At 69.5% G+C, this 20,435-nt stretch carries 17 protein-coding genes and 1 tRNA gene; 11 read left to right on the forward strand and 7 right to left on the reverse strand.

Annotation, left to right across the window (positions count from 1 at the left end):
• Positions 1-76 precede the first annotated feature (76 nt).
• A complete protein-coding gene (locus ACYVK3_RS16605; protein ID WP_460498450.1) occupies positions 77-556 on the forward strand; it encodes a MarR family winged helix-turn-helix transcriptional regulator in 480 nt (159 codons plus the stop codon).
• Between the two features lie 501 nt (positions 557-1,057).
• On the forward strand, positions 1,058-2,995 hold the full coding sequence (locus tag ACYVK3_RS16610) for an HNH endonuclease signature motif containing protein (protein WP_460498451.1): 1,938 nt from the start codon (positions 1,058-1,060) through the stop codon (positions 2,993-2,995).
• Positions 2,996-3,070: 75 nt separating this feature from the next.
• Here the strand turns inward: ACYVK3_RS16610 and ACYVK3_RS16615 are convergent, their stop codons facing one another.
• Positions 3,071-4,450, reverse strand: a complete 1,380-nt coding sequence (locus ACYVK3_RS16615) for an aldehyde dehydrogenase family protein (RefSeq protein WP_460498452.1) — start codon at positions 4,448-4,450, stop codon at positions 3,071-3,073.
• Positions 4,451-4,518: 68 nt separating this feature from the next.
• Positions 4,519-5,289, reverse strand: coding sequence for a TSUP family transporter (locus ACYVK3_RS16620; protein ID WP_460498511.1), 771 nt, complete (start codon positions 5,287-5,289; stop codon positions 4,519-4,521).
• Positions 5,290-5,390: 101 nt separating this feature from the next.
• On the opposite strand from ACYVK3_RS16620, the gene ACYVK3_RS16625 reads away from it, so the two are divergent.
• Positions 5,391-5,990 carry a helix-turn-helix domain-containing protein gene (locus ACYVK3_RS16625; RefSeq protein ID WP_460498453.1) on the forward strand — a complete coding sequence of 200 codons (600 nt, stop codon included), beginning with the start codon at positions 5,391-5,393 and terminating at the stop codon, positions 5,988-5,990.
• Positions 5,991-6,248: 258 nt separating this feature from the next.
• Here ACYVK3_RS16625 and ACYVK3_RS16630 read toward each other — a convergent pair whose 3' ends face one another.
• A complete protein-coding gene (locus tag ACYVK3_RS16630; protein WP_460498454.1) occupies positions 6,249-7,718 on the reverse strand; it encodes a catalase in 1,470 nt (489 codons plus the stop codon).
• A 192-nt stretch (positions 7,719-7,910) separates the two neighbouring features.
• Between ACYVK3_RS16630 and ACYVK3_RS16635 the strand changes: the two genes are divergently transcribed.
• The 4 genes from ACYVK3_RS16635 (at position 7,911) to ACYVK3_RS16650 (ending at position 11,907) form a co-directional block, all read left to right on the forward strand.
• Complete coding sequence (locus ACYVK3_RS16635) at positions 7,911-8,330, forward strand: Fur family transcriptional regulator (protein WP_460498455.1); 420 nt, start codon at positions 7,911-7,913, stop codon at positions 8,328-8,330.
• A 209-nt stretch (positions 8,331-8,539) separates the two neighbouring features.
• Positions 8,540-9,979 carry an alanine/glycine:cation symporter family protein gene (locus tag ACYVK3_RS16640; RefSeq protein WP_460498456.1) on the forward strand — a complete coding sequence of 480 codons (1,440 nt, stop codon included), beginning with the start codon at positions 8,540-8,542 and terminating at the stop codon, positions 9,977-9,979.
• An 87-nt stretch (positions 9,980-10,066) separates the two neighbouring features.
• Complete coding sequence (gene nhaA / locus ACYVK3_RS16645) at positions 10,067-11,446, forward strand: Na+/H+ antiporter NhaA (protein ID WP_460498457.1); 1,380 nt, start codon at positions 10,067-10,069, stop codon at positions 11,444-11,446.
• A gap of 71 nt (positions 11,447-11,517) precedes the next feature.
• On the forward strand, positions 11,518-11,907 hold the full coding sequence (locus tag ACYVK3_RS16650) for a DUF3151 domain-containing protein (RefSeq protein ID WP_460498512.1): 390 nt from the start codon (positions 11,518-11,520) through the stop codon (positions 11,905-11,907).
• Positions 11,908-11,989: 82 nt separating this feature from the next.
• Here the strand turns inward: ACYVK3_RS16650 and ACYVK3_RS16655 are convergent, their stop codons facing one another.
• The 3 genes from ACYVK3_RS16655 to ACYVK3_RS16665 form a co-directional block, all read right to left on the reverse strand.
• A complete protein-coding gene (locus tag ACYVK3_RS16655; protein ID WP_460498458.1) occupies positions 11,990-12,469 on the reverse strand; it encodes a Rieske (2Fe-2S) protein in 480 nt (159 codons plus the stop codon).
• A 142-nt stretch (positions 12,470-12,611) separates the two neighbouring features.
• The gene (locus tag ACYVK3_RS16660) at positions 12,612-13,763 is read right to left on the reverse strand and encodes an acyl-CoA dehydrogenase family protein (RefSeq protein ID WP_460498459.1); all 1,152 of its coding nucleotides are present in this window, start codon (positions 13,761-13,763) and stop codon (positions 12,612-12,614) included.
• Positions 13,764-13,771: 8 nt separating this feature from the next.
• On the reverse strand, positions 13,772-15,301 hold the full coding sequence (locus ACYVK3_RS16665; protein WP_460498460.1) for an acyl-CoA carboxylase subunit beta: 1,530 nt from the start codon (positions 15,299-15,301) through the stop codon (positions 13,772-13,774).
• Between the two features lie 169 nt (positions 15,302-15,470).
• On the opposite strand from ACYVK3_RS16665, the gene ACYVK3_RS16670 reads away from it, so the two are divergent.
• Positions 15,471-17,513, forward strand: coding sequence for an acyltransferase family protein (locus ACYVK3_RS16670; protein WP_460498461.1), 2,043 nt, complete (start codon positions 15,471-15,473; stop codon positions 17,511-17,513).
• Here ACYVK3_RS16670 and deoD read toward each other — a convergent pair.
• On the reverse strand, positions 17,510-18,217 hold the full coding sequence (gene deoD / locus ACYVK3_RS16675) for a purine-nucleoside phosphorylase (protein WP_460498462.1): 708 nt from the start codon (positions 18,215-18,217) through the stop codon (positions 17,510-17,512). The two genes, ACYVK3_RS16670 and deoD, sit on opposite strands and share 4 nt — an antisense overlap.
• Before the next feature lie 108 nt (positions 18,218-18,325).
• Between deoD and ACYVK3_RS16680 the strand changes: the two genes are divergently transcribed.
• The 3 genes from ACYVK3_RS16680 to ACYVK3_RS16690 all read left to right on the forward strand — a co-directional run bounded on the left by ACYVK3_RS16680 (position 18,326) and on the right by ACYVK3_RS16690 (position 20,305).
• A tRNA-Ser gene (locus ACYVK3_RS16680) sits at positions 18,326-18,415 on the forward strand.
• Positions 18,416-18,546: 131 nt separating this feature from the next.
• Positions 18,547-19,482 carry an endonuclease/exonuclease/phosphatase family protein gene (locus ACYVK3_RS16685; RefSeq protein ID WP_460498463.1) on the forward strand — a complete coding sequence of 312 codons (936 nt, stop codon included), beginning with the start codon at positions 18,547-18,549 and terminating at the stop codon, positions 19,480-19,482.
• Positions 19,483-19,528: 46 nt separating this feature from the next.
• Positions 19,529-20,305, forward strand: coding sequence for an ABC transporter ATP-binding protein (locus tag ACYVK3_RS16690; RefSeq protein WP_460498464.1), 777 nt, complete (start codon positions 19,529-19,531; stop codon positions 20,303-20,305).
• Positions 20,306-20,435 lie beyond the last annotated feature (130 nt).

Here is a 20,435-nt window from a genome sequence, read left to right on the forward strand (position 1 = left end):
TAGAAGGACTAATGTTTATGACTCTAATGAATCTACATCGTTAGTAGCACTAACGCAACCGGGGTAGGATCACCGCGTGAACGACCACCACGACATGCGCTTCGACCACGGCGAGCAGATGCCCGAGCGTCTGCGCGCCCAGGCCTCCCGGCTCCTCGGCATGACCGCTGCGCAGGCCTCGCGCCTCGCCCAGGACGCGCTCGCGTCGGTGGGCGCCCGCCGATACCACTTCGCCGTGCTCGCGGCCCTGGAGGAGTTCGGGCCCGGCAGTCAGTCGGCGCTGTCCGACCGCACCCGCATCTACCGCTCCGACCTCGTCGCCACGCTCAACGAGCTGGCCGAAGGCGGCTACGTGCGCCGCGCGCCCGACCCGGGCGACCGGCGACGCAACGTCATCACCCTGACCGAGGAGGGACGGCACCGCCTGGCCGAGCTCGACGAGATCACCGCCGACGTCAACGAGCGGATCCTCGCACCCCTGAGCGCGGCCGAGCGCGAACAGCTGTTCGCGCTCATGCGCCGCCTCAACGACCACCTCGCGGGCGGGCAGGCCTAAGACGGCCGAGTGGCGTGCCGAGCTGACGCCTGCGGAGCCCGGAAATGGCACTTGTCGGGGCGGCGGGAACGGGGTGGGTGGATGGTGGCGCTGCGCCAAGGGCGTCAGCGATGACGAGGCGGGAGTCTGTTCGGGCTGTGCCTTCGTGGTCGGGTTCGTGTCGGCGCGGGTTCAGGCACGCGGCGACGAAGAGGTCTGTTCCTTGTGGAGGTGGAGGTGGAGGTGGAGGTGGAGGTGGAGGTGGAGGGGGGTGGGGGTAGTGGTGGGGGCGGCGGGCGTGCGGGTTCACTTTGGGCGCGGGCCGGGGCGTCGGTCCTGTTTGGTGTCCGATTTGTCTTGCGGGGCAGGGCTGCTCGTAGTTCCGGCCGGGGAAACGTGAGGGTTTTCCCACCCTAATGGGTGATGACAGGGGCCTTGTGTCCTGGGAGAATAGAGGTATAGCACGAACCGGCGGAAACAGCAGGTTCGTACGAGCATCTCAAGCACCGAGGGAGGTGTCAGATGGCCAAGGCAACCAGGAGTCCGAGCAGAACCGAACGGACCGAGCGGGCAGCGGCCATCCACACCAACCTTGATGAGGCCGCCGCGTTGATGAACTCGGTGCATGCGCGAGTGCTGTCGGACGTCATCGACGCGAAAGCCTGGAACATTCACCGCGATTGCGACGGCTTCTCGGCGCTGCGGGAGTGGCTGGTCGCCACGTTCGACTTCCACCTCCGCGTCGCGGCTGATCTGGCGGCGATCGCCCGCACGGCAGGGAAGTTCACCGTCCTCGCCGAGACCGCCACCTCCGCTGCGGCCCGGATCGACCGGGTCGCGGCGGCCGTGCGCCGTCTGGACGCGACCAAGGCCCTCCGCGTGTACGCCCGCACTCCCTACAAGGAGCCGGTCCCTTCCCCCTTCGACGCTGAGGTGTCGTGCCCGACGCCGGAGCATCTGATCGCGCAGTACTGCATCCACGCGACGGTGAAAGACGTGCACGCCCAGCTCGACGAGCTCCAAGCCGCCCTCGACTCGGGTGAGGAGCTGTTGGACGGGTTGGGGCAGCAGTCGTTGCAGCGCTTGGATCTGGTGGAGACTGAGAACGGCATGTTCGTGCTCTCGGGCCTGCTGTCGGCCGATACCGGGAAGCTGTTCGCGAAGCTGTTGACGACGGCCGTGCTCCCGCCCCGGCAGGATGAAGTCGACGAGGACGGGTCGCTGCCGCCGGCGGCGAACCGGCGGGCTGAGGCGTTCCATCAGGTGCTCGCGGCCCACGGGGCCGACCCGAACGCGGCGAAGCGGCACGGGCACACTGCCACGCTGCACCTGTCGGTCGACATCGAAACGTTGGCCGGACACGACACCGGACGGGTCCCGACGCTGGAAGGCGACCCGATCAGCCTGGGCAAGGCCCGCCTGCTCGCCTGCGAGGGTCTGGTCATCCCCAACGTGTTCAACTACCGCACCGGTGAAGCGATCGAACTCGGCCGGGCCCTGCGCCTGCCGAACTCGGCGCTGCGCAGGAAGCTGGAACTCGAGCAGCCGGGCGGGTGCGCTTGGAGCGGCTGTCTCGCTCCGGTGCAGTGGACCGAGGCCCACCACATCCGCCACTGGGCGAATGGTGGGCCGACAGTGGCGGAGAACCTGATCCTGTTGTGCCGGTTCCACCATGGCCGCATCCACACTCCCGGCTGGTCGATTCAGAAGACCGGACCGGGTAAGGCTCTGATCGTCCACCATGAGGGGCACGAGGACACCGACCCCGACCTCAAGTGCGGGTGCTCGGACTGGCGCACCGACACCGACCTGGATCTGGGCTTCGCCGACGACATCGCGAACGCCTTCCCGACCGGGCTGTATCCCGAGGAATGGTCGGAGACACTCAAACCCGACCTCGAAGCGGCTGCCGAGCAGGCCGAGACCGAGCAGGTCATGGCCGCCGCGAAAGCCGCCCGCGCGAAACTGCGAGCCCGCTTCACCACACCGACACCCCAACCCGCGACCGAACCCGAACCGGCTTCAGCACCGGCACCGGCACCGGAACCGGGACAGGGACAGGGATACGAGACTGCCACACCGTCTAATGAGGCGAATCGATCTCACGACCTCGCCAGCGCCGCACCGGCACCCGACTACGGACCGGCGCCATTCTTAACCCGCCCGCTGCGGGATGCCGTGGCGGGGAAGGCACCTCATAGGGCGCCAGCTCGAAACCGACAACGGCTTCGAGCCCCTTCCCATGCCCCGGCCCCGAACCGGGGCACAGGTCACTCTAATACCCGCCGCCCAGCCAGCCCCGACCCGACATCACCGGCCACCTCTGCGACGAACAACCAACACCAGCCCACCCGCCACCGCTTTCGTCGCCGCCTCAGCGCAGAACGACCATCACGCACGCCCGTTCTCGCCAGCGCTTCCGCTTCCATTTCAGGTCTCCCCGTGCCATGGCTGGAGTGAGCCTGGCCGGAGCGAGCCTGGCCGGAGCGAGTCTGACCGGAGCGAGCCTGGACCGCAGCAGACCTGATCGCGGTCTCAACGCAGGCGCCGCATGATCTTCTCCTTCATCGACGTGAAGGGCGGATAGACCGCCTGCATCGTGTCGGGAACGAGCGGCTTGTCGAGCACCGCCTTCGCGTGGCTGAACGTCTCGACCGACCACTTCCCGTGGTACGAGCCGAGGCCGGAGGCACCGACGCCGCCGAACGGCAGGCCCGGCACGTCGAGGTGCGCCGTCGGCACGTTGAACCCCACCGCGCCCGAGGAGGTCCGCGTCAAGAGCTTGCGCCTCGTAGCGTCGGAGTTGGTGAACGCGTACAGCGCCAAGGGGTTCGGTCGGGCATTGAGGTGGGCGATCGCATCGTCGAGCGAGTCGAGCGCCATGATCGGCAGGATTGGCCCGAAGATCTCCTCGTCCATCACCGCGTCCGAGGCGTCCACATCGGCCAGGATCGTCGGTGCGATGTAGCGCGTCTTGCGGTTGCGCCCGCCGCCGCACACGAGCCGACCCTCGTCGAGCATCCCGGCGAGCCGGTCGAACGCCGCTTCGTTGACGAGCCGCCCGAAGTCGGGACTCTCAGCCGGAGCGTGCCCGTACATCTCCCGCACCGCTTCGGCCAGGTGCCGCTCCAGTTGGGGGGCCACGCCGTCGAGTGCGATCACGTAGTCGGGCGCGACGCAGGTCTGCCCGGCGTTCATGAACTTGCCCCACACGATGCGCCGGGCCGCGACCGCCAGGTCCACGCCCGGCTCCACGATCGCCGGCGACTTGCCGCCCAGTTCGAGCGTCACCGGCGTCAAGTGTTCGGCGGCGGCCTTGGCGACGATGCGCCCGACCCGCGCCGAGCCGGTGAAGAAGATGTGGTCCAAACGCTCGTCCAACAGCGCCCGCGTCTCCTCTGGACCGCCCTCGACGACCGCGACCGCGTCCGGGTCGAGGTACTCGCCGAGGAGCCTGGCGAGCGTCGCGGAGGTCTGCGCCGAGGCGTCCGAGGGCTTCACGATCACGGCGTTGCCGCACGCCAGTGCGCCCGCGAGCGGCGCCAGCGTCAGCTGCACCGGGTAGTTGAACGGCCCGATGACCAGGACGAGCCCGAGCGGCTCGCGCAGCAGGTACGACCTCGCCGGCTGCAGGTGCGGCGGGGTGTGGACCCGTTTGGGCCGCAGCCACGACCGCAGGTGCTTGCGCATCGCCCGCACCTCGGCGCCGACGAAGTCGATCTCGGCGAGGAAGGACTCGGGCGCGGCCTTGCCCAGGTCGGCGCGCAGCGCGTCGGCGAGCTCGTCGCCGGCCTCCTTGAGCATCCGGTCGAGCCCTTTGAGCTGTGCGAGTCGCCACGGGATCGGCTTGGTGCGGCCGGTCTCGTAATGGGAGCGGAGGCGGGCGACGGTGTCGGAGAGGTGCGAGATGGCCATCGGTCGAGCGTAACGGTTCCGGGCGCGCTCAGGGCTTGCCCGTGCCGCCAGGAGAGGGCCGGGGCCGCTCAGGCGGTCCAGACCTCCCAGCCGAGGCGCGCGAGGAGGGCGAGCACGACCACCACGAGGACCACGCGGACGAAGCCCGAGCCCCTGGCCATCGCGGTATGGGCGCCGAACCAGGCGCCGGCGATGGTCGCGGCGGCCATGGCGAAGCCGAGCGTCCACCACACGTGCCCCTGGACGGCGAACACGACCAGGGCGCCGAAGTTGGTGGCGGCGTTGACGACCTTGGTGTGCGCCGCGGCCGTGACGTAGTCGAGGCCGAGCAGGGAAGTGAACGCCACGGCCAGGAAGATGCCGGTGCCGGGGCCGATGATGCCGTCGTAGAAGGCGACGGCGACGCCGCAGGCGAGCATGACGCCCGCGGCCCGCCAGGCGCTGCGCAGCTTCGGCTGCGGTTCGATGCCGAACTTCGGCCGGGAGACGACGAGGATGAGCACCGCCGCGAGGACGGCGATGATGATGGGACGCAGCGCCCCAGAGGAGACCGAGGCGGCGGCGACGGCGCCGAGCCCGGACGAGGCCAGGGCGAGGGCGGCGGTGGGCCACAGCAGCCGGTGGTCGAGCTTGATCTTGAGCCCGTACGTGATCGCCGAGGTCGTGGTGCCGAACACCGAGCCGAGCTTGTTCGTCCCCAACAGGGTGGCTACCGGTGCGTTGGGGAAGGCCACCATCAGGGCGGGCAGCGCGACGAGCCCGCCGCCGCCGACGACCGCGTCGATCCAGCCGGCGAACAGTGCGGCCGTGACCAGCAGGGCGATCAAGGAGGCGTCGATCTCGAGGGGCACCGCCAGATCCTACTTGCCGCACGGCCAGTCGACACGCCGATGAGGTGAGGAACACGTGGCGGTGCGTAATCTTCTGATATCAACAGGTCATGGACACGACGAAACCCATGACCCACTTGGTGAAACGCGGCTACGAGTATACGTTCACGCCCGATGAGCAGCAGCGCCGGAACCTTGAGGAGACCCTCGAAGCGGTTCGGGCCGTGTACAACTGGTCGCTGTCGGTGTTCCAGAGCGAGTGGCGCCGCCGCGGGGCGAAACTGTCGTACGCCGAGATCTCGGCGAGGCTGACCAAGTGGAAGAACCAGCCGGCGAACCGGTGGGTCAAGGCGTATTCGTCCGTGCCGTTGCAGCAGATCGCCCGCCAATTGCACACCGAGTACCACGCGTTCATCAACGGGCGGCGGTCCGAGCCGGTCCCCAAGGAGCACGGTGAGCAGACGGTCCTGGTGTACTCGCGCGCCGGGTACTACCTCAAGGGGCGGGAGGTGAAGCTCGCGAAGCACGCCGCGCCGCTGGACATCGAGTGGGGCCTGGAGCGGCCCAGCCGCGACGACATCACCTCGATCACGGTGACCCGCGAGAGCGACGACGTCTGGAAGCTGTGGATCGTTGCCGAGGAGTTCGTGGAGGTGCCGCGCCAGAAGCCGCCGGAATGCGGCGAGTGCGGACGGGTGCTGGAGGTATAGAAGAAGCCCGGTCGGGGAAACCCTTCAAACCCCGACCGGGCGCGGCCGACTCAGCGCGGCGTTGACAGGGGAGCCTACGACGCTGAGCCGTGTCGAGGAGGCGCGGCGGACCCTGGCGGCTTTATGAGCCCGCCGCGCGCTCTCGGCGTCTTACCGGCAGCGGTGCTGCGTGGCGGCGACCGTCGCGGCTCTGGCGAGCCGCCGCGCTGCGCGCGGGCCGCTCGCCGCCGCGTCCGCTGCCGCGGAAGGCGGCAACGCTCAGCGCCGAAGTTCGGCGACGGCCACCGTCAGCCGCTTTCCGTAGTCCTCGTCGGCCTTCGCGAAGTTCGCGATGGCGCGCTCGACGATGTCTTCGCGGCTGACCTTGGCGAGGAAGCCCGACAGGTTCGCGATGAGCCGGTCCTTCTCGGGCTCGGTCATGAGCCGGTACAGGTTCCCCGCCTGGACGAAGTCGTCGTCCTCGGAGTGCCTGGGCGTCTCCCACTCACCGGTCTCGCCGTTCACCGTCACCGGCGCCCACAGCGGCTGTCCGGTCTCGTTCGGCCCGCCGAACGAGTTCGGCTCGTAGTTCTTCTGGCGCCCGTGCCGGCCGTCGTAGCCGTAGCCGTCGCGGTTGCCGTTGCGCGCCTCGGTGGCGTGCGGCCGGTTCACCGGCAGGTGGTCGGCGTTGATGCCGACGCGGTAGCGGTGCGCGTCACCGTAGGCGAACAGGCGGCCCTGGAGCATCTTGTCGGGGCTCGGGCCGATGCCCGGCACGAAGTGCGCCGGGGAGAAGATCGACTGCTCGACCTCGGCGAAGATGTTGTCCGGGTTGCGGTTGAGTTCGAGCTTGCCGATCTCGATGCGCGGGTAGTCCGCTTGCGGCCAGACCTTCGTCAGGTCGAACGGGTTGAACCGGTACGTCGCGGCCTCGGCCGCCGGCATGATCTGCACGTAGACGGTCCAGGACGGGAACTCGCCGCGCTCGATGGACTCGCGCAGGTCCCGCTGGTGCGAGTCGGGGTCCTTGCCGGCGAGCGCGTCGGCCTCGTCCTGGTGGAGGCACTTGATGCCCTGGTCGGTCTTGAAGTGGTACTTGACCCAGAACTGCTCGCCGGCCTCGTTGACCCACTGGTAGGTGTGGGAGCCGAAGCCGTCCATGTGGCGGTAGGACGCCGGGATACCGCGGTCGCCCATGAGCCAGGTGACCTGGTGGGTCGACTCGGGCGACAGGCTCCAGAAGTCCCAGACGTTGTCGGCCTCCTGCGAACCGGTGTACGGGTCGCGCTTCTGGGTGTGGATGAAGTCCGGGAACTTGATCGTGTCGCGGATGAAGAACACCGGCGTGTTGTTCCCGACAAGGTCGTAGTTGCCGTCCTCGGTGTAGAACTTCAGCGCGAAGCCTCGCGGGTCGCGCACGGCGTCGGCCGCGCCGAGGTTCCCGGCCACGGTCGAGAAGCGCAGGAACGTCTCGGTCTGCTTGCCCACCTGGGACAGGAACCTGGCCCGCGTGTACTTGCTGACGTCGGCGGTCACCGTGAAGGTGCCGTAGGCGCCGGCGCCGCGGGCGTGGACGACGCGCTCGGGGATGCGCTCGCGGTTGAAGTGCGCCAGCTTCTCCAGCAGCACCTGGTCCTGAATGAGCAGCGGCCCGCCAACACCTGCCGCTTCGCTCTGGTTGTTGTTGGCCACCGGCGCGCCAGACTCGGTGGTCAGCGGCCCCGCGGTGTTGTCGAACTGATCGCTCATAGAGCGCCCTCTCTCGCAATGTTGAACCTGAGTCCGGCGCGGCGATGTGTGACATCGGCCCGGACCCCTGCTTTGGATCTGATCCTACCTTAGACTCTGTCTAATGAAAGATCCAGTCCGGAGTAAGTGGTACCACACTGTTCTTGCTGCTAGTGTGGGAACAACTCCCGAAATGACGCCTGAGAGACGACTATGAGTGACCTCATGACCCGTCTGCGTCGCCACCAGTGGCGCATGACTCCCCAACGTCGAGTGATCGCAGAGACACTCGAGGGCGCTCACGTGCACTACACCGCCGAAGAGATCCTGGAGCGGGCCTGCGAGCGCATGCCCGAGCTCTCCCGCGCCACCGTCTACAACACCCTCAACGAGATGGTCGCCCTCGGCGAGATCCTCGAGCTCAACTTCGACGGCCGGTCCAAGCGCTATGACCCCAACGTGGAGCACGAGCACCACCACCTCATCTGCGACGGCTGCGGCGTCACCAAGGACGTCCACACCGTCGCCGACCCGCTCGAGTGGCTCCCTGGCGACGAGCGCCACGGCTTCACGGTCACCGACGCCTCGATCACCTTCCGGGGCCTGTGCCCCGCGTGCGGCACCGCGGCGTAGACGCGCGGCGAACGCCGCCGCGCCGCCTGTCGCGCTCCAGTCTCGCGAGGATGACGAAACGGTCGAAGACCGCAGACCGGCTTGACCCCCGCAGCCTCGCTCCGCTACCTTCGGCAGGCCCTCCCAATCCCGGGAACGGCCCGCGCACACCCCTGGCGCACAGCTAGTTTCAGGCCACGAGCCCGAACGCCAGAACGAAGGAGCCCGACGTGGACGGACTGCTCGACCAGATCTTCATCGCCAACGACTACTTCTGGTGGTTCATCATCGTCCTCCTGGCGGGAACGAGCCTGGTCTACCTCGTCGTCACCAAGGGCATCCAGTTCCGCCTCCTCGGCCAGATGTTCCGCGGCCTCACCGAGCAGCCCGGCACCCTCCCGGACGGCCAGAAGAACATCTCCGCCTTCCAGGCCTTCGCCGTCTCCGCGGCGGCCCGCGTCGGCACCGGCAACATCGTCGGCGTCTCGGCGGCCATCGCCGTGGGCGGCCCCGGCGCCGTCTTCTGGATGTGGCTCATGGCCATCGTCGTCGCCGCCACCGCCTTCGCCGAGTCCACGCTCGCGCAGGTCTACAAGGAGCGCACCGACACCGGCTTCCGCGGCGGTCCCGCCTACTACATGAAACACGGCCTCGGCCTGCCGTGGATGGGCGGCATCTTCGCCGTCATCCTCATCATCACCTATCCCTTCACCTTCAACATGGTGCAGGCCAACACGTTCACCGCCGCCGTCTCCAGCTCGCTGGAGAGCATGGGCGCCGCCACCGGCGACGGCACCGATACCGTCATCGGCCTCGTCCTCGCCGCAGTCACCGCCATCGTCATCTTCGGCGGCCTCAAGCGCATCGCGCACTTCGCGCAACTGGCCGTGCCCGTCATGGCCGCGGTCTACCTCGTCATCGGCATCGCGGTCGTCGCCGCCAACATCGGCGAGATCCCCACCGCCTTCGGCGACATCGTCTCCTCGGCGTTCGGCCTCGAACAGTTCGCCGGCGCCACCCTCGGCACGGTCATCGTCCAGGGCGTGCGGCGCGGCATGTTCTCCAACGAGGGCGGCATGGGCTCGGCCCCGAACGCGGGCGCCACCGCCTCGGTCAGCCACCCCGTCAAGCAGGGCCTGACGCAGGCGTTCGGCGTCTACTTCGACACGCTCTTCCTGTGCACCATCTCGGCGTTGATCGTCCTGACCACCAACCCCGTCTACGGCGACCACGGCGACAACCTCGTCTCCCGCGGCGTCGAGGCCGCGCTCGGCGGCTGGGCCCTCCACCTCATGGCGGCGATCCTGATGCTGTTCACCTTCACGTCGGTGGTCGGCAACTACTACTACGGCGAAGCGAACATCAAGTTCCTGTCCAACCACCGCCTCAGCGTCAACGCCCTGCGGCTCATCGTCATCGCGCTCGTCTTCCTCGGCTCGGTGGCCTCCTTCAACACGGTGTGGAGCCTCGCGGACGTCAGCATGGGCCTCATGGCCACGGTCAACCTCCTCGCCGTCCTCTCCCTGACCGGCATCGTCGTCACGGTCCTGCGGGACTTCGACGCGCAGCGGCGAGCAGGGCTCGACCCGGTCTTCAGCCGCGACCGCGTCACCGGGATCAGGGGCATGCAGGTGTGGGAGACCGCCGAGGACGACGCCGAGAAGGTCTGAGAGGGCACGTGCGCTCCGTGTGGCACGCCCGCACCAATAGTGACGACGGTGTCGGCACGTCCCCGGTACATCGATAGGCTCTCGGACATGAGGCTGACGAAGGAACCCTGGAAGTCCCGCATCTGGCGGTCCGGCCCGACCTTCCTGTACTCGGAGCGGCCGCTGGCGCGCTACGTCGGCCGGCCGGCCGCGCAGTTCCTCAGGATCGAGCCCGCGGCCGGCATCGTCCTGCTCATCTGCGCCGTCGTCGCGATGCTGTGGGCCAACTCGCCGTGGGCGGGCTCCTACGAGGGGGTGTGGGGCTTCGAGATCGCCTTCCGGTTCGGCGACTTCACCGTCGAGCACAACCTCCGCGACTGGATCAACGACGGCCTCATGGCGCTCTTCTTCTTCGTCGTGGGCATGGAGATCAAGAGCGAGATCGTCTCGGGGGAGCTGCGCAAGATCCGCAACGCCGTCACGCCCATCGCCGCCGCCATCGGCGGCATGGTCGTCCCCGCCCTGGTCTACACCGCCTTCAACTTCGGTGGCGAGGGATCCCACGGCTGGGGCGTCCCCATGGCCACCGACATCGCCTTCGCGCTCGGCATCCTCGCCCTCTTCGGCAGCCGCATCCCGTCTCCGGCCCGGGTCTTCCTGCTCACGCTCGCCATCGTCGACGATCTCGGCGCGATCGCCGTGATCGCGCTGTTCTACACCGACGACCTCTCGATGCCCTGGCTCACCGCGGCCGGCGTCATCGTCCTGGTGATCGTCGTCTTGCGCGTGCTCAACGTCTGGTCCGGGCCGGTCTACCTCATCGCCGGCCTGCTGCTGTGGGTGGCGATGCTCGAATCGGGCGTCCACGCGACCATCGCCGGTGTCATCATGGGCCTGCTCATCAGCGCCAAGCCGCTGTTCGATCCCGAGGCGGCGCGCGTCGAGTCCCAGAAGATGGCCAAGGGCGGGCTCACCATCGCCGAGACCCAGAAGCTCATCAGGCTCACCCGCGACTCCGTGCCCCCCTCCGAGCGCATCCAAGAACGCCTCCACCCGTTCTCCTCGTACGTGGTGCTGCCGCTGTTCGCGCTCGCCAACGCCGGGGTGGCCCTGTCGGGCGAGCTGTTCACCACCGCGATCACCTCGGCCGTGACCCTCGGCATCGTCATGGGCCTGGTCGTCGGCAAGATCGTCGGCATCGGTGCCACGACGTGGGTCCTCGTCAAACTCGGTTGGGGACGGCTGCCCAACGGGACGGGATGGGGGCTCATGTTCGGCCTCGCCGCCGTCGCCGGAGTCGGCTTCACCGTGGCCCTGTTCATCACCGAACTGGCCTTCCACGGCGACCAGGGCGCGCTGCTCGCCGACGAGGCCAAGATCGGCGTCTTGGGCGGCTCGCTCGTCGCCGCGGTCCTCGGCGGGCTCGTGCTGCACCTGGGCGCGCCCAGGAGCGGTGAGCCCCTGGAGGGCGAGACCGAGGAGGGTTAGTCTTGGCTCACTGGTTTTCACGAGCGACTCGACCCTAGAGTGAGGACATCGCATTGGCTCCGCAGAATTTCATGGCCCAGCCCCCGCCTACCCTGCTCCCCGAGGACACCGAGGCCAGGAAGTACCTCGATGAGCACACTCCCGAGGACACGGTTCGCAGCTTTCCGTGGTTCTGCGCGGCCTGGGCGCGGCTGGCCAAGAACGCCCTGGAGGCCGGCGACGACGTCTCCGGCTACGCCTTCGCCCGCACCGGCTACCACCGCGGCCTCGACCAGCTGCGGCGCAGCGGTTGGAAGGGCCACGGCCCCATCCCGTGGGAGCACAAGCCCAACCGCGGCTTCCTGAAATCGCTCTACCAGCTCTCGCGGGCCGCCGCCGCGATCGGGGAGGCCGACGAGGCCGCCCGCTGCGCGCAGTTCCTTCGCGACTCGGACCCCGCCGCCGCCGACGCGCTCACCTAGGGCCTGACCTGTGCATCGCAGACCCTAGGGCACGGCCGGTGGAACCTCCCCCTCGGTTCCACCGGCCGGTCCGTTCCCGGGCCTAGGCCAGGGAGATCGCGCCGTCCTCCACGGTGATGTCCACTTCGCTCAGACCGCTCTCGGCCGGGCCCTGGAGCAGCCCGCCCTCCATGTCGAACTCGGAACCGTGGTTGGGGCACACGATGACGCCGGCGTCGTCCGGCGGGTTGAGCTCGGTGCCCTGGTGCGGGCACGCCGCCGAGAACGCCAGGAACTCGTCGGCGTTCGGCTGGACCACGATGGTCCCGTCCACGATGAGGCCGCCGCCCACCGGCACCTCGGAGGTCTGGACCAGCGCCTCGCCTCCGCCGCCCCCGTCCTCGGGCGCGCCGGAGGCCCCGTCGCCGCCGGGGCCGCCCGCGGCCTCCTCGGCGACGGGCTCGGCCGTGCCGCAGGCGGCCAGTGCCCCCGCCGCGCCGAGGGCGGCAGCGCCGCACATGATCCCTCGCCGCGAGGCGAGCACTCGGCGTGCGATGGCGCGTCCGGTGTCGATGTCGGTCATTGTCGCTCCTCAGTCCGCTGTGACGCGGCACGGTGCCGAATCCGCCGGTATGAGAGGTAGGAGGGAGTCCTTCCCTTTGCGCCGGACTTGGCGGCAACATGCCGCTCTCGACACCGAGCTTGTCACGCGGCGACGTCGGAGATCAAGGTTTTTGTTGAAGTTTTAATAAAACTCCCATGGAACGTGCGATGAGCATGCGCTGGACCTCGTTCGTGCCTTCGCCGATCTCGAGGATCTTGCAGTCGCGCCACGCCCGAGCGACCGGCGTCTCGTTCATGAAGCCGTAGCCGCCGAAGATCTGCGTGGCCTCCCGCGCGTTCTCGACCGCAGCCTGGGAGGCGTACAGCTTCGCGATCGCCGCGTCGGTGCCGAACGGCTCTCCGGCGTCGGCCTTCTCGGCGGCGTCGACCCAGGCCAGGCGGGCGGTGTGGGCGCGCAGCCGCATGTCGGCGAGCATGAAGGAGATCGACTGGTTGGCGGCGATGGGCCGGCCGAAGGCCTCGCGGTCCTTGGCGTGGGCCAGGGACTCGTCGAGGCACCCCTGCGCCATCCCCGTCGCCAGGGCGGCCAGCGCCACGCGTCCGGAGTCGAGCAGCTCGAGGAACTGCGTGAAGCCGCGGCCGCGCTCGCCGACGAGGTTGGCCGCCGGGACGCGGCAGCCGTCGAAGTACACCGGCCGGGTGTCCGAGGCCCGCCAGCCGACCTTGGAGTACTCCGGGCCGATCTCCAGGCCCGGCGTGCCGGGCTCGACGGCGATGCAGGACACCTCGCCGGGGCCGGTGGTGGCGGTGGCGACGATGAGGTCGGTCATGGGCGTGCCGGCGTTGGTGATGAAGCACTTGGCGCCGTCGATGACCCATTCCTCGCCCTCGAGCCGGGCGCTGGTGTCGGTGCGGCCGGCATCGGTGCCGCCTCCGGGCTCGGTGAGCGCGAAGGCGCACAGGGCCTCCCCGGCGGCCATGCGCGGCAGCCAGCGCCGCTTCTGCTCGTCGGTGCCGAACTTGGCGATGCCCTCGGCGCCGAGCGTCACCGAGGCCTCGACGGTGACGGCCACCGACGAGTCGACGCGGGCGATCTCCTCCAGCGCGAGGCCGAGCATGAGCAGGCCGGCCTCGGCCCCGCCGTGGGCCTCGGGCAGCGTGACGCCGAAGACGCCGAGTTTGCCCAGGTCGCGGACGAGGTCGGCGGGGAAGACGCCCCGTTCGTAGTAGTCGCCGATGACGGGACGGATCTCCGTCTGGGCGAAGTCCCGCACCGCGGCCGCGAATTCGGCCTGATCGGGTGTGCGTCTCATAGCTCCTCCTACACCGGTGTTATCGGATGTCTGCGGTCGGCGAACCGGCGGTCCTTGTGGGACAGCCGTCGGAAACGTGCGACGAGGTCGGCCCTGAGTTCGGCGGCCTCGATGATGTCGTCGACGACCAGTTCGCCGGCGAGGCGCCGCAGGTCGACGTCGGCCTCGTATTCGGCGCGGCGCTCGGCGATGAACCGCTCGCGCTCGGCCTCGTCCTCGATCGCGGCGATCTTGTTGGCGTACACGGCGTTGACGGCGGCCTCGGCGCCCATGACGGCGATCTTCGCCGTGGGCAGGGCCAACACGGCGTCGGAGCCGAAGGCGGGACCGGACATGGCGTAGAGCCCGGCGCCGTAGGCCTTGCGGACGACCACGCAGATCTTCGGCACGGTGGCCTCGGCGACGGCGGCGATCATCTTGGCGCCGTGGCGGATGATGCCGCCCTTCTCGAACGCGGCGCCGACCATGAAGCCGGGCACGTCGGCGAGGAACAGCAGCGGCACGTTGAACGCGTCGCAGGTGTTGATGAAGCGGGCGGCCTTGTCGGCCGAGTCGGAGAACAGCACCCCGCCCCGCACCGCGGAGTTGGAGGCGACGATGCCGATCGGCCGCCCGTCGAGGCGGGCGAAGGCGCAGAGGAGCTCGCCGGCCCATCGCGCCTGGACCTCCAGTGTGGAGTCGCGGTCGACCAGGCCGTCGATGAAGTCGTGCATGTCGAACGGCGTGGACTCCCCGGACGGGACGACCGCCGCCAGATCGACGTCCCTCGCGGGCCTGGCGGCCCGGACCGGCGGCGGCTGCGTCCAGTTCGACGGCAGGTATGACAGCCACCGGCGCACCGAAGCGATCGCCTCGTCCTCGTTGCGGCACAGGAAGTGCCCGACGCCGGACTCCTCGCAGTGGACGCGGGCCCCGCCCATGGCCTCCAGCGTGGTCTGCTCACCGGTGACCATCTCGACCATGCGCGGGCTGCCGAGGTACATGGAGGCGTTGCCGTCGACCATCGCGACGATGTCGCAGAACGCCGGGATGTAGGCGCCGCCGGCGGCCGAGGGCCCGAACAGGGCGCACGCCTGGGGGACCTGCCCGGAGGCCCGCACCTGCTCGTGGAAGATCCGGCCCGCGCCCCTGCGGCCCGGGAACAGCTGCACCTGGTCGGTGATGCGCGCCCCGGCGGAGTCGACGAGGTAGACGATCGGGTGCCGCTCGACCTGGGCGGCCTCGATGGTGCGGATGATCTTCTCGACCGTCCTGGCGCCCCAGGAGCCTGCCTTGACGGTGGAGTCGTTCGCGATGACGCGGACCGGCCGGCCCTGGACCGTGGCCGTCCCGCACACGACGCCGTCGGCTGGCAGCGTCGGGTCGGCGTTGGCCCACAGCGCGTCCTCGGTGAAGGAGTCGGCGTCGGCGAGGCGCCGGATGCGCTCGCGGGCGTGGTACTTGCCCGCCGCGGCGGCCGAGCGATGGTATTTCTCGGCGCCTCCGCGCATGATGCCCTCGCGTTCGGCACGGTAGTCCACGTTGAGCGCCCCTTTCATGAACCTGGACCTTAACGATCGTTAAGGTCATTACATTGTGTCTCGGGAACCACCCGCTGTCAACGGCTTCGGTCCGAGTGGGCAAGCGACCGCCGCGCGCTTACCCTCGAAGGGCATCCCGCGGCACCGCTCGCGGGGCCGCGCCCAGGCACCCCCGACCCGGAGACCCATGAGCACCGACACCAGCGAGGCCGCCGCGCCGCAGGCGGAAGCCACCGCCGAGCGAGCGAAGCGCCAGTTCCTGCCCGAGATCGAGGGCCTGCGCGGACTCGCCATCGTCGTCATCGCCGCCTACCACATCTGGTTCAACACCGTCTCCGGCGGCGTCGACGTCTTCCTGCTGCTCTCGGGCTTCTTCATCACCGCCAGCCTGGTGCGCGCCGTCGAATCGGGACGCGGCATCGGCCCGGCCCGCTACGCGGCCAGGATCGTCCGCCGCATCTTCCCGCCGGCCCTCGTGGTCGCCGCCGCCACCGTCGCCATGACCGCGATCTGGCTGCCCCGCGCCACCTGGAACCAGCAGCTCGGCGACATCCTCGCCTCCGCGTTCTACATCGGCAACTGGCGCCTGGCCGAGAACTCCGTCGACTACCTCTCCTCCAACAACGGCGCCAGCATCGTCCAGCACTACTGGTCCCTCGGCATCCAGGCCCAGTTCTACCTGCTGTGGCCGTTCCTCATCGCCGCCTGCGCCTGGATCGGCGCCAAGGCCGGCCGCAGCGTGCGAACCGCCCTCGCCCCCGCCCTGGTGGCCGTCTTCGCCGCCTCGTTCGCCTTCGCCGTGTGGGAGATCGCGGACAACCAGGCCTACGCCTACTTCGACACCCGCGCGCGCCTGTGGCAGTTCGCCCTGGGCGGCCTGCTCGTGCTCACCCTCCCGTACCTCCGACTCGGCCGCCGCACCGCCGCGCTCCTGGGCTGGAGCGCCGTCGCCGCGCTCCTGAGCTGCGGCATGCTCCTCGACAGCACCCAGTTCCCCGGCGCGGCCGCGCTGTGGCCCGTCGCCGCCGCCGCGGCGATCATCGCCGTCGCCACCGCCCAGCCCGGCGCCGGAGCGGGCAGGCTGCTCAACACCGCACCGCTCCAGCGCCTGGGCCGGCACTCCTACGCCCTCTACCTGTGGCACTGGCCGGTCCTCATCTGCTACCTCTCGGTCACCGGACGCGACACCGCGGACCTCCTCGGCGGCCTCGGCATCATCGCCGCCGCCTTGGCGCTCGCCGTCGCCACCCGCTGGGCCGTCGAACTGCGCCTGCCCGCCACCGGCTGGGGCCAGCGCACCGCCCGCGGCGCCTACGCGCTGGGCGCGGCCTGCCTGGCCCTGGTCGTGGCGGCGAGCCTGGCCCTGTACGGCTTCATCGCCTACGAGCGGCACCGGCTCGACCCCGCCGCCGCGATCGAGGACACGAGCCGCTACCCGGGAGCGGCCGCGCTGGCCGAGGACCTGGAGGTGCCGACCGCCGACTTCGTGCCCTCGACCCTCGACGCCGCCGACGACCGCGACCCGGGCCTGTCAGGCGAGTGCAACCAGTCCATGGAGGGCTACGAGGTCGTCCGCTGCGACTTCGGGGACCCGGACGCGGAACGAACGGTGGTCATGTACGGCGGCTCCAAGATCTGGCACTGGCTCCCGGCGATGCGGGCCGTGGCCGAGGACAACGACTGGGAGCTGGTCACGTTCATCAAGAACGCCTGCATCATCGCCACCGAGCAGCCGAACATGGACCAGGAGCGCTACCGCTCCTGCGACGCCTGGAACGACGCCGCCGTCGAGGCCATCGGCCGGCTCGAACCCGACATCGTCTTCACCTACGGCTCACGGGTCGGCTACGACGCGGTCGAGAGATTCCCGGAGTACAACGAGCGCTACGAGCAGCTCCTGGCCACCGGCGCCGAGGTGGTCGCCGTCCGCGACACGCCCAGCCCCCGCTTCGACGTGCCCACGTGCGTCGACCTCGAAGGGGCCGACTCGCCCGAATGCGCCGTCGAACGCGAGGCCTACTACCCCGACGCCGACGGCTTCGCCGAACTCGAGGTGCCCCACGGCGTCCACAAGGTCGACCTCATCGAGTACATCTGCGGACCGGAGGCGTGCGAGCCGGTGGTCGGCAACATCCTCGTCTACCGCGACGACGCCCACCTGACGAACACGTACGCGGCCACCCTCGCCCCCTACCTGGAGGCCGAGTTGCTCGCCGTCCTCGGCGATTAGGCGACCACGGCGTCGAGGGCGACCTCGACCATCTCCGAGAACGACTCCTGGCGCTCCTCGGCCGGCAGCGCCGTGCCCTTGAGGATGTGGTCGGAGATCGTGCACACGGCCAGCGCCCGGGCCTTGAACTTCGCCGCGATCGTGTAGATCGCCGCGGCCTCCATCTCGATCGCCAGGATCCCGTAGCCGGCCAGCAGCGCCTCCACGTCGGGGGCGTCCGTGTAGAACGTGTCCGAGCTGTACACCTGGCCCACGCGCAGGTCGATCCCGCGCGCCTCGGCGGCGTCGACAGCGGCCCTGAGCAGGCCGAAGTCGGCCACCGGCGCGTAGTCGACCACGCCGGAGAAGCGGATGCGGTTCATGCTCGAGTTCGTCGAGGCGCCGATCGCGGCGACCACGTCGCGCAGCTCGATGTCGTCGTGGATCGCCCCGGCCGAGCCGACCCGCACCACCGTGGTGACGCCGTACTGCTCGAGCAGCTCGTACGTGTAGATCGACGCCGACGGCTGCCCCATGCCCGTGCCCTGGACCGAGACTCGCCGGCCCTTGTAGGTGCCGGTGAATCCGAGCATGTTCCTGACCTCGGAGTAGCACACCGCGTCGGTCAGGAAGTTCTCGGCGATCCACTTGGCGCGAAGCGGGTCGCCGGGCAGGAGGACGGACTCGGCGATATCGCCGGGCTCGGCGGAGATGTGCGCAGTCATGGCGACAGCATGCCATAAACATCCCATGAATTCTTCGACAGTGCCTGTGAGCCAGATCCCGCGACACCCGCTGCCGGTCCGATCCGCCCATCCGGTAGCCTTTTCGGCGGTGGCGTGTCCGAGCGGCCGAAGGAGCTCGCCTCGAAAGCGAGTAAACGTTCACGCGTTTCGTGGGTTCAAATCCCACCGCCACCGCCAGCCGCAGAGGGGCCTTCCAGCCGGAGGGCCCCTCGCTCGTCCCCGGAGGACTCCGGGATGCCTCCACTGCGCGCCGGCGCGGACTGTCTAGGCTGTCGACATCACGAGCCCACGAGGAAGGACGGGCCCCGGTGACCCGAACAGCAACGGCCGCAAAGCTCTTCAGCGCGACCATCATCGTGTTCTCGCTCCTGCTCGCCGCGCTCATGCTCGCCCACCGGTTCATCCCGAACCGCTGGTACAACCTCGGCAGCCTCATCGAGACGTTCCTGCCGTGGTTCGGCCTGCTCATCCCTCCGCTGCTGATCCTCGCGGCCGTCCGCCGCAAGCCCCTCGTGATCGTCGTCGCCCTCCTGCCGGGCCTGGTATGGCTCAAGCTCTACGCCGGCGCCATCCCCGACAAGTCCGAGGGCCCCGGCGACTTCCGCGTCGTCGCCCACAACGTGAACGCTGAGAACACCGAGACCGAGGCGACGGCCGCCGCCCTCGTCGCGAACGAGCCCGACGTCATCGCGCTCGTCGAGCTCACCGAGGCCCAGATCGCCGCCTACGACGAGATCCTCGGGCGGGAGCTGCCGTACTCGGCCGCCTCCGGCACCGTCGCGGTCTGGTCGACGCACCCCATCACCACGACCGAGGCGATCGACCTCGAGCTCGGCTGGACCCGCGCCTTCCGCGCCGAGATCGACATCGACGGTGCGAGCGTCGCGTTCTACGTCGCGCACCTGCTGTCGGTGCGCGTCAACTCCGAAGGCTTCACATCCGACCAGCGCAACCGCACCGCGAACCTCCTCGGTGAGGCCATCGCCGCCGAGGAGCTCGACCGCGTGGTCCTCCTCGGCGACCTCAACGGCACCGTCCAGGACCGGTCGCTCGCGCCGATCACCTACCAGCTCGAGTCGGCGCAGGCCAACGCCGGCAAGGGCTTCGGGTTCACCTGGCCGGCCTCCAACCCGCTCGCCCGGATCGACCAGGTCCTGTACCGCGGCCTGGACGCCACCGACTCGATCGTCCTCGACGCCACCGCGTCCGACCACCGACCGGTGCAGGCCGACTTCGACTTCTGAGGCGGGTTCGTGCAACCCGGGCACGGCGCCGGCGCGTCTTGGAGACGTGACGCGAGATGACTCGACTCTGATCCTGCCGGCGGTCGGCGACACGATGGTCCTCCCGCGCGTCGAAGACGCCGGCGAGCCCGTGCGCGACGCGCTGATCGAGCTCGACGGCGTCGGCATGACCTACCCCGGGCCGCCCCCCGTGGAGGCGCTCAAACCCGTGCGGCTGCGCGTGGCCGACGGCGAGTACGTCGCCATCGTCGGCCCCTCCGGCTCGGGCAAGTCCACGCTCCTCAACCTCCTGGGCCTGCTGGACACGCCCACCACCGGCACGTACTACCTCGACGGCACGGACACCTCGACGATGAAGGAGTCCAAGCGCACCAAGCTGCGCGCCGACAAGATCGGGTTCATCTTCCAGGCGTTCCACCTCATGGCCCACCGCACCGCGACCGAGAACGTCGCCATGTCGCTGGTCTACCAGGGCATCCCCCGGCGCCGGCGCAAGGCCATCGCCCACGAGAAACTCTCCCTGGTGGGCCTGTCCCACCGCCTCGACGCGGTGCCCACGACCCTGTCGGGCGGCGAGCGCCAGCGGGTCGCGATCGCCAGGGCGCTCGCGGCCGAGCCGAGCCTGCTGCTGTGCGACGAGCCGACCGGGAACCTCGACTCCAGGACCGCCGCGGCGGTCCTGGAGACCATCGACGAGCTCCACTCCCAGGGCCTGACGGTCCTCATCATCACGCACGACCACGACGTCGCCGAGCGCGCCGGTCGCGCCGTCACCATCAGGGACGGCGAGCTGTTCGAGGGCAACCACGTCGCCGAGCACTGACGTCGAAGCGGTATAGCCGCCGGTGGGGAGGCACGCGACCATGACTGGGACCACGAGACCGGGCTGCGGTGCCCCCATGTGGCGGATACTCAGTAGTCTGTTGAGCGTTCCCCGCGCTGATCCGCACGTC

It is taken from the genome of Glycomyces tarimensis (assembly GCF_054776215.1).

Bases quoted from the DNA above. Each gene is read 5' to 3' on its own strand.
- ACYVK3_RS16610 (WP_460498451.1), top strand. From the start codon at position 1,058: ATGGCCAAGGCAACCAGGAGTCCGAGCAGAACCGAACGGACCGAGCGG.
- ACYVK3_RS16615 (WP_460498452.1), bottom strand. From the start codon at position 4,450: ATGGCCATCTCGCACCTCTCCGACACCGTCGCCCGCCTCCGCTCCCAT.
- ACYVK3_RS16625 (WP_460498453.1), top strand. From the start codon at position 5,391: ATGGACACGACGAAACCCATGACCCACTTGGTGAAACGCGGCTACGAG.
- ACYVK3_RS16630 (WP_460498454.1), bottom strand. From the start codon at position 7,718: ATGAGCGATCAGTTCGACAACACCGCGGGGCCGCTGACCACCGAGTCT.
- ACYVK3_RS16635 (WP_460498455.1), top strand. From the start codon at position 7,911: ATGAGTGACCTCATGACCCGTCTGCGTCGCCACCAGTGGCGCATGACT.
- nhaA (WP_460498457.1), top strand. From the start codon at position 10,067: ATGAGGCTGACGAAGGAACCCTGGAAGTCCCGCATCTGGCGGTCCGGC.
- ACYVK3_RS16650 (WP_460498512.1), top strand. From the start codon at position 11,518: ATGGCCCAGCCCCCGCCTACCCTGCTCCCCGAGGACACCGAGGCCAGG.
- ACYVK3_RS16655 (WP_460498458.1), bottom strand. From the start codon at position 12,469: ATGACCGACATCGACACCGGACGCGCCATCGCACGCCGAGTGCTCGCC.
- ACYVK3_RS16660 (WP_460498459.1), bottom strand. From the start codon at position 13,763: ATGAGACGCACACCCGATCAGGCCGAATTCGCGGCCGCGGTGCGGGAC.
- ACYVK3_RS16665 (WP_460498460.1), bottom strand. From the start codon at position 15,301: ATGAAAGGGGCGCTCAACGTGGACTACCGTGCCGAACGCGAGGGCATC.
- ACYVK3_RS16670 (WP_460498461.1), top strand. From the start codon at position 15,471: ATGAGCACCGACACCAGCGAGGCCGCCGCGCCGCAGGCGGAAGCCACC.
- deoD (WP_460498462.1), bottom strand. From the start codon at position 18,217: ATGACTGCGCACATCTCCGCCGAGCCCGGCGATATCGCCGAGTCCGTC.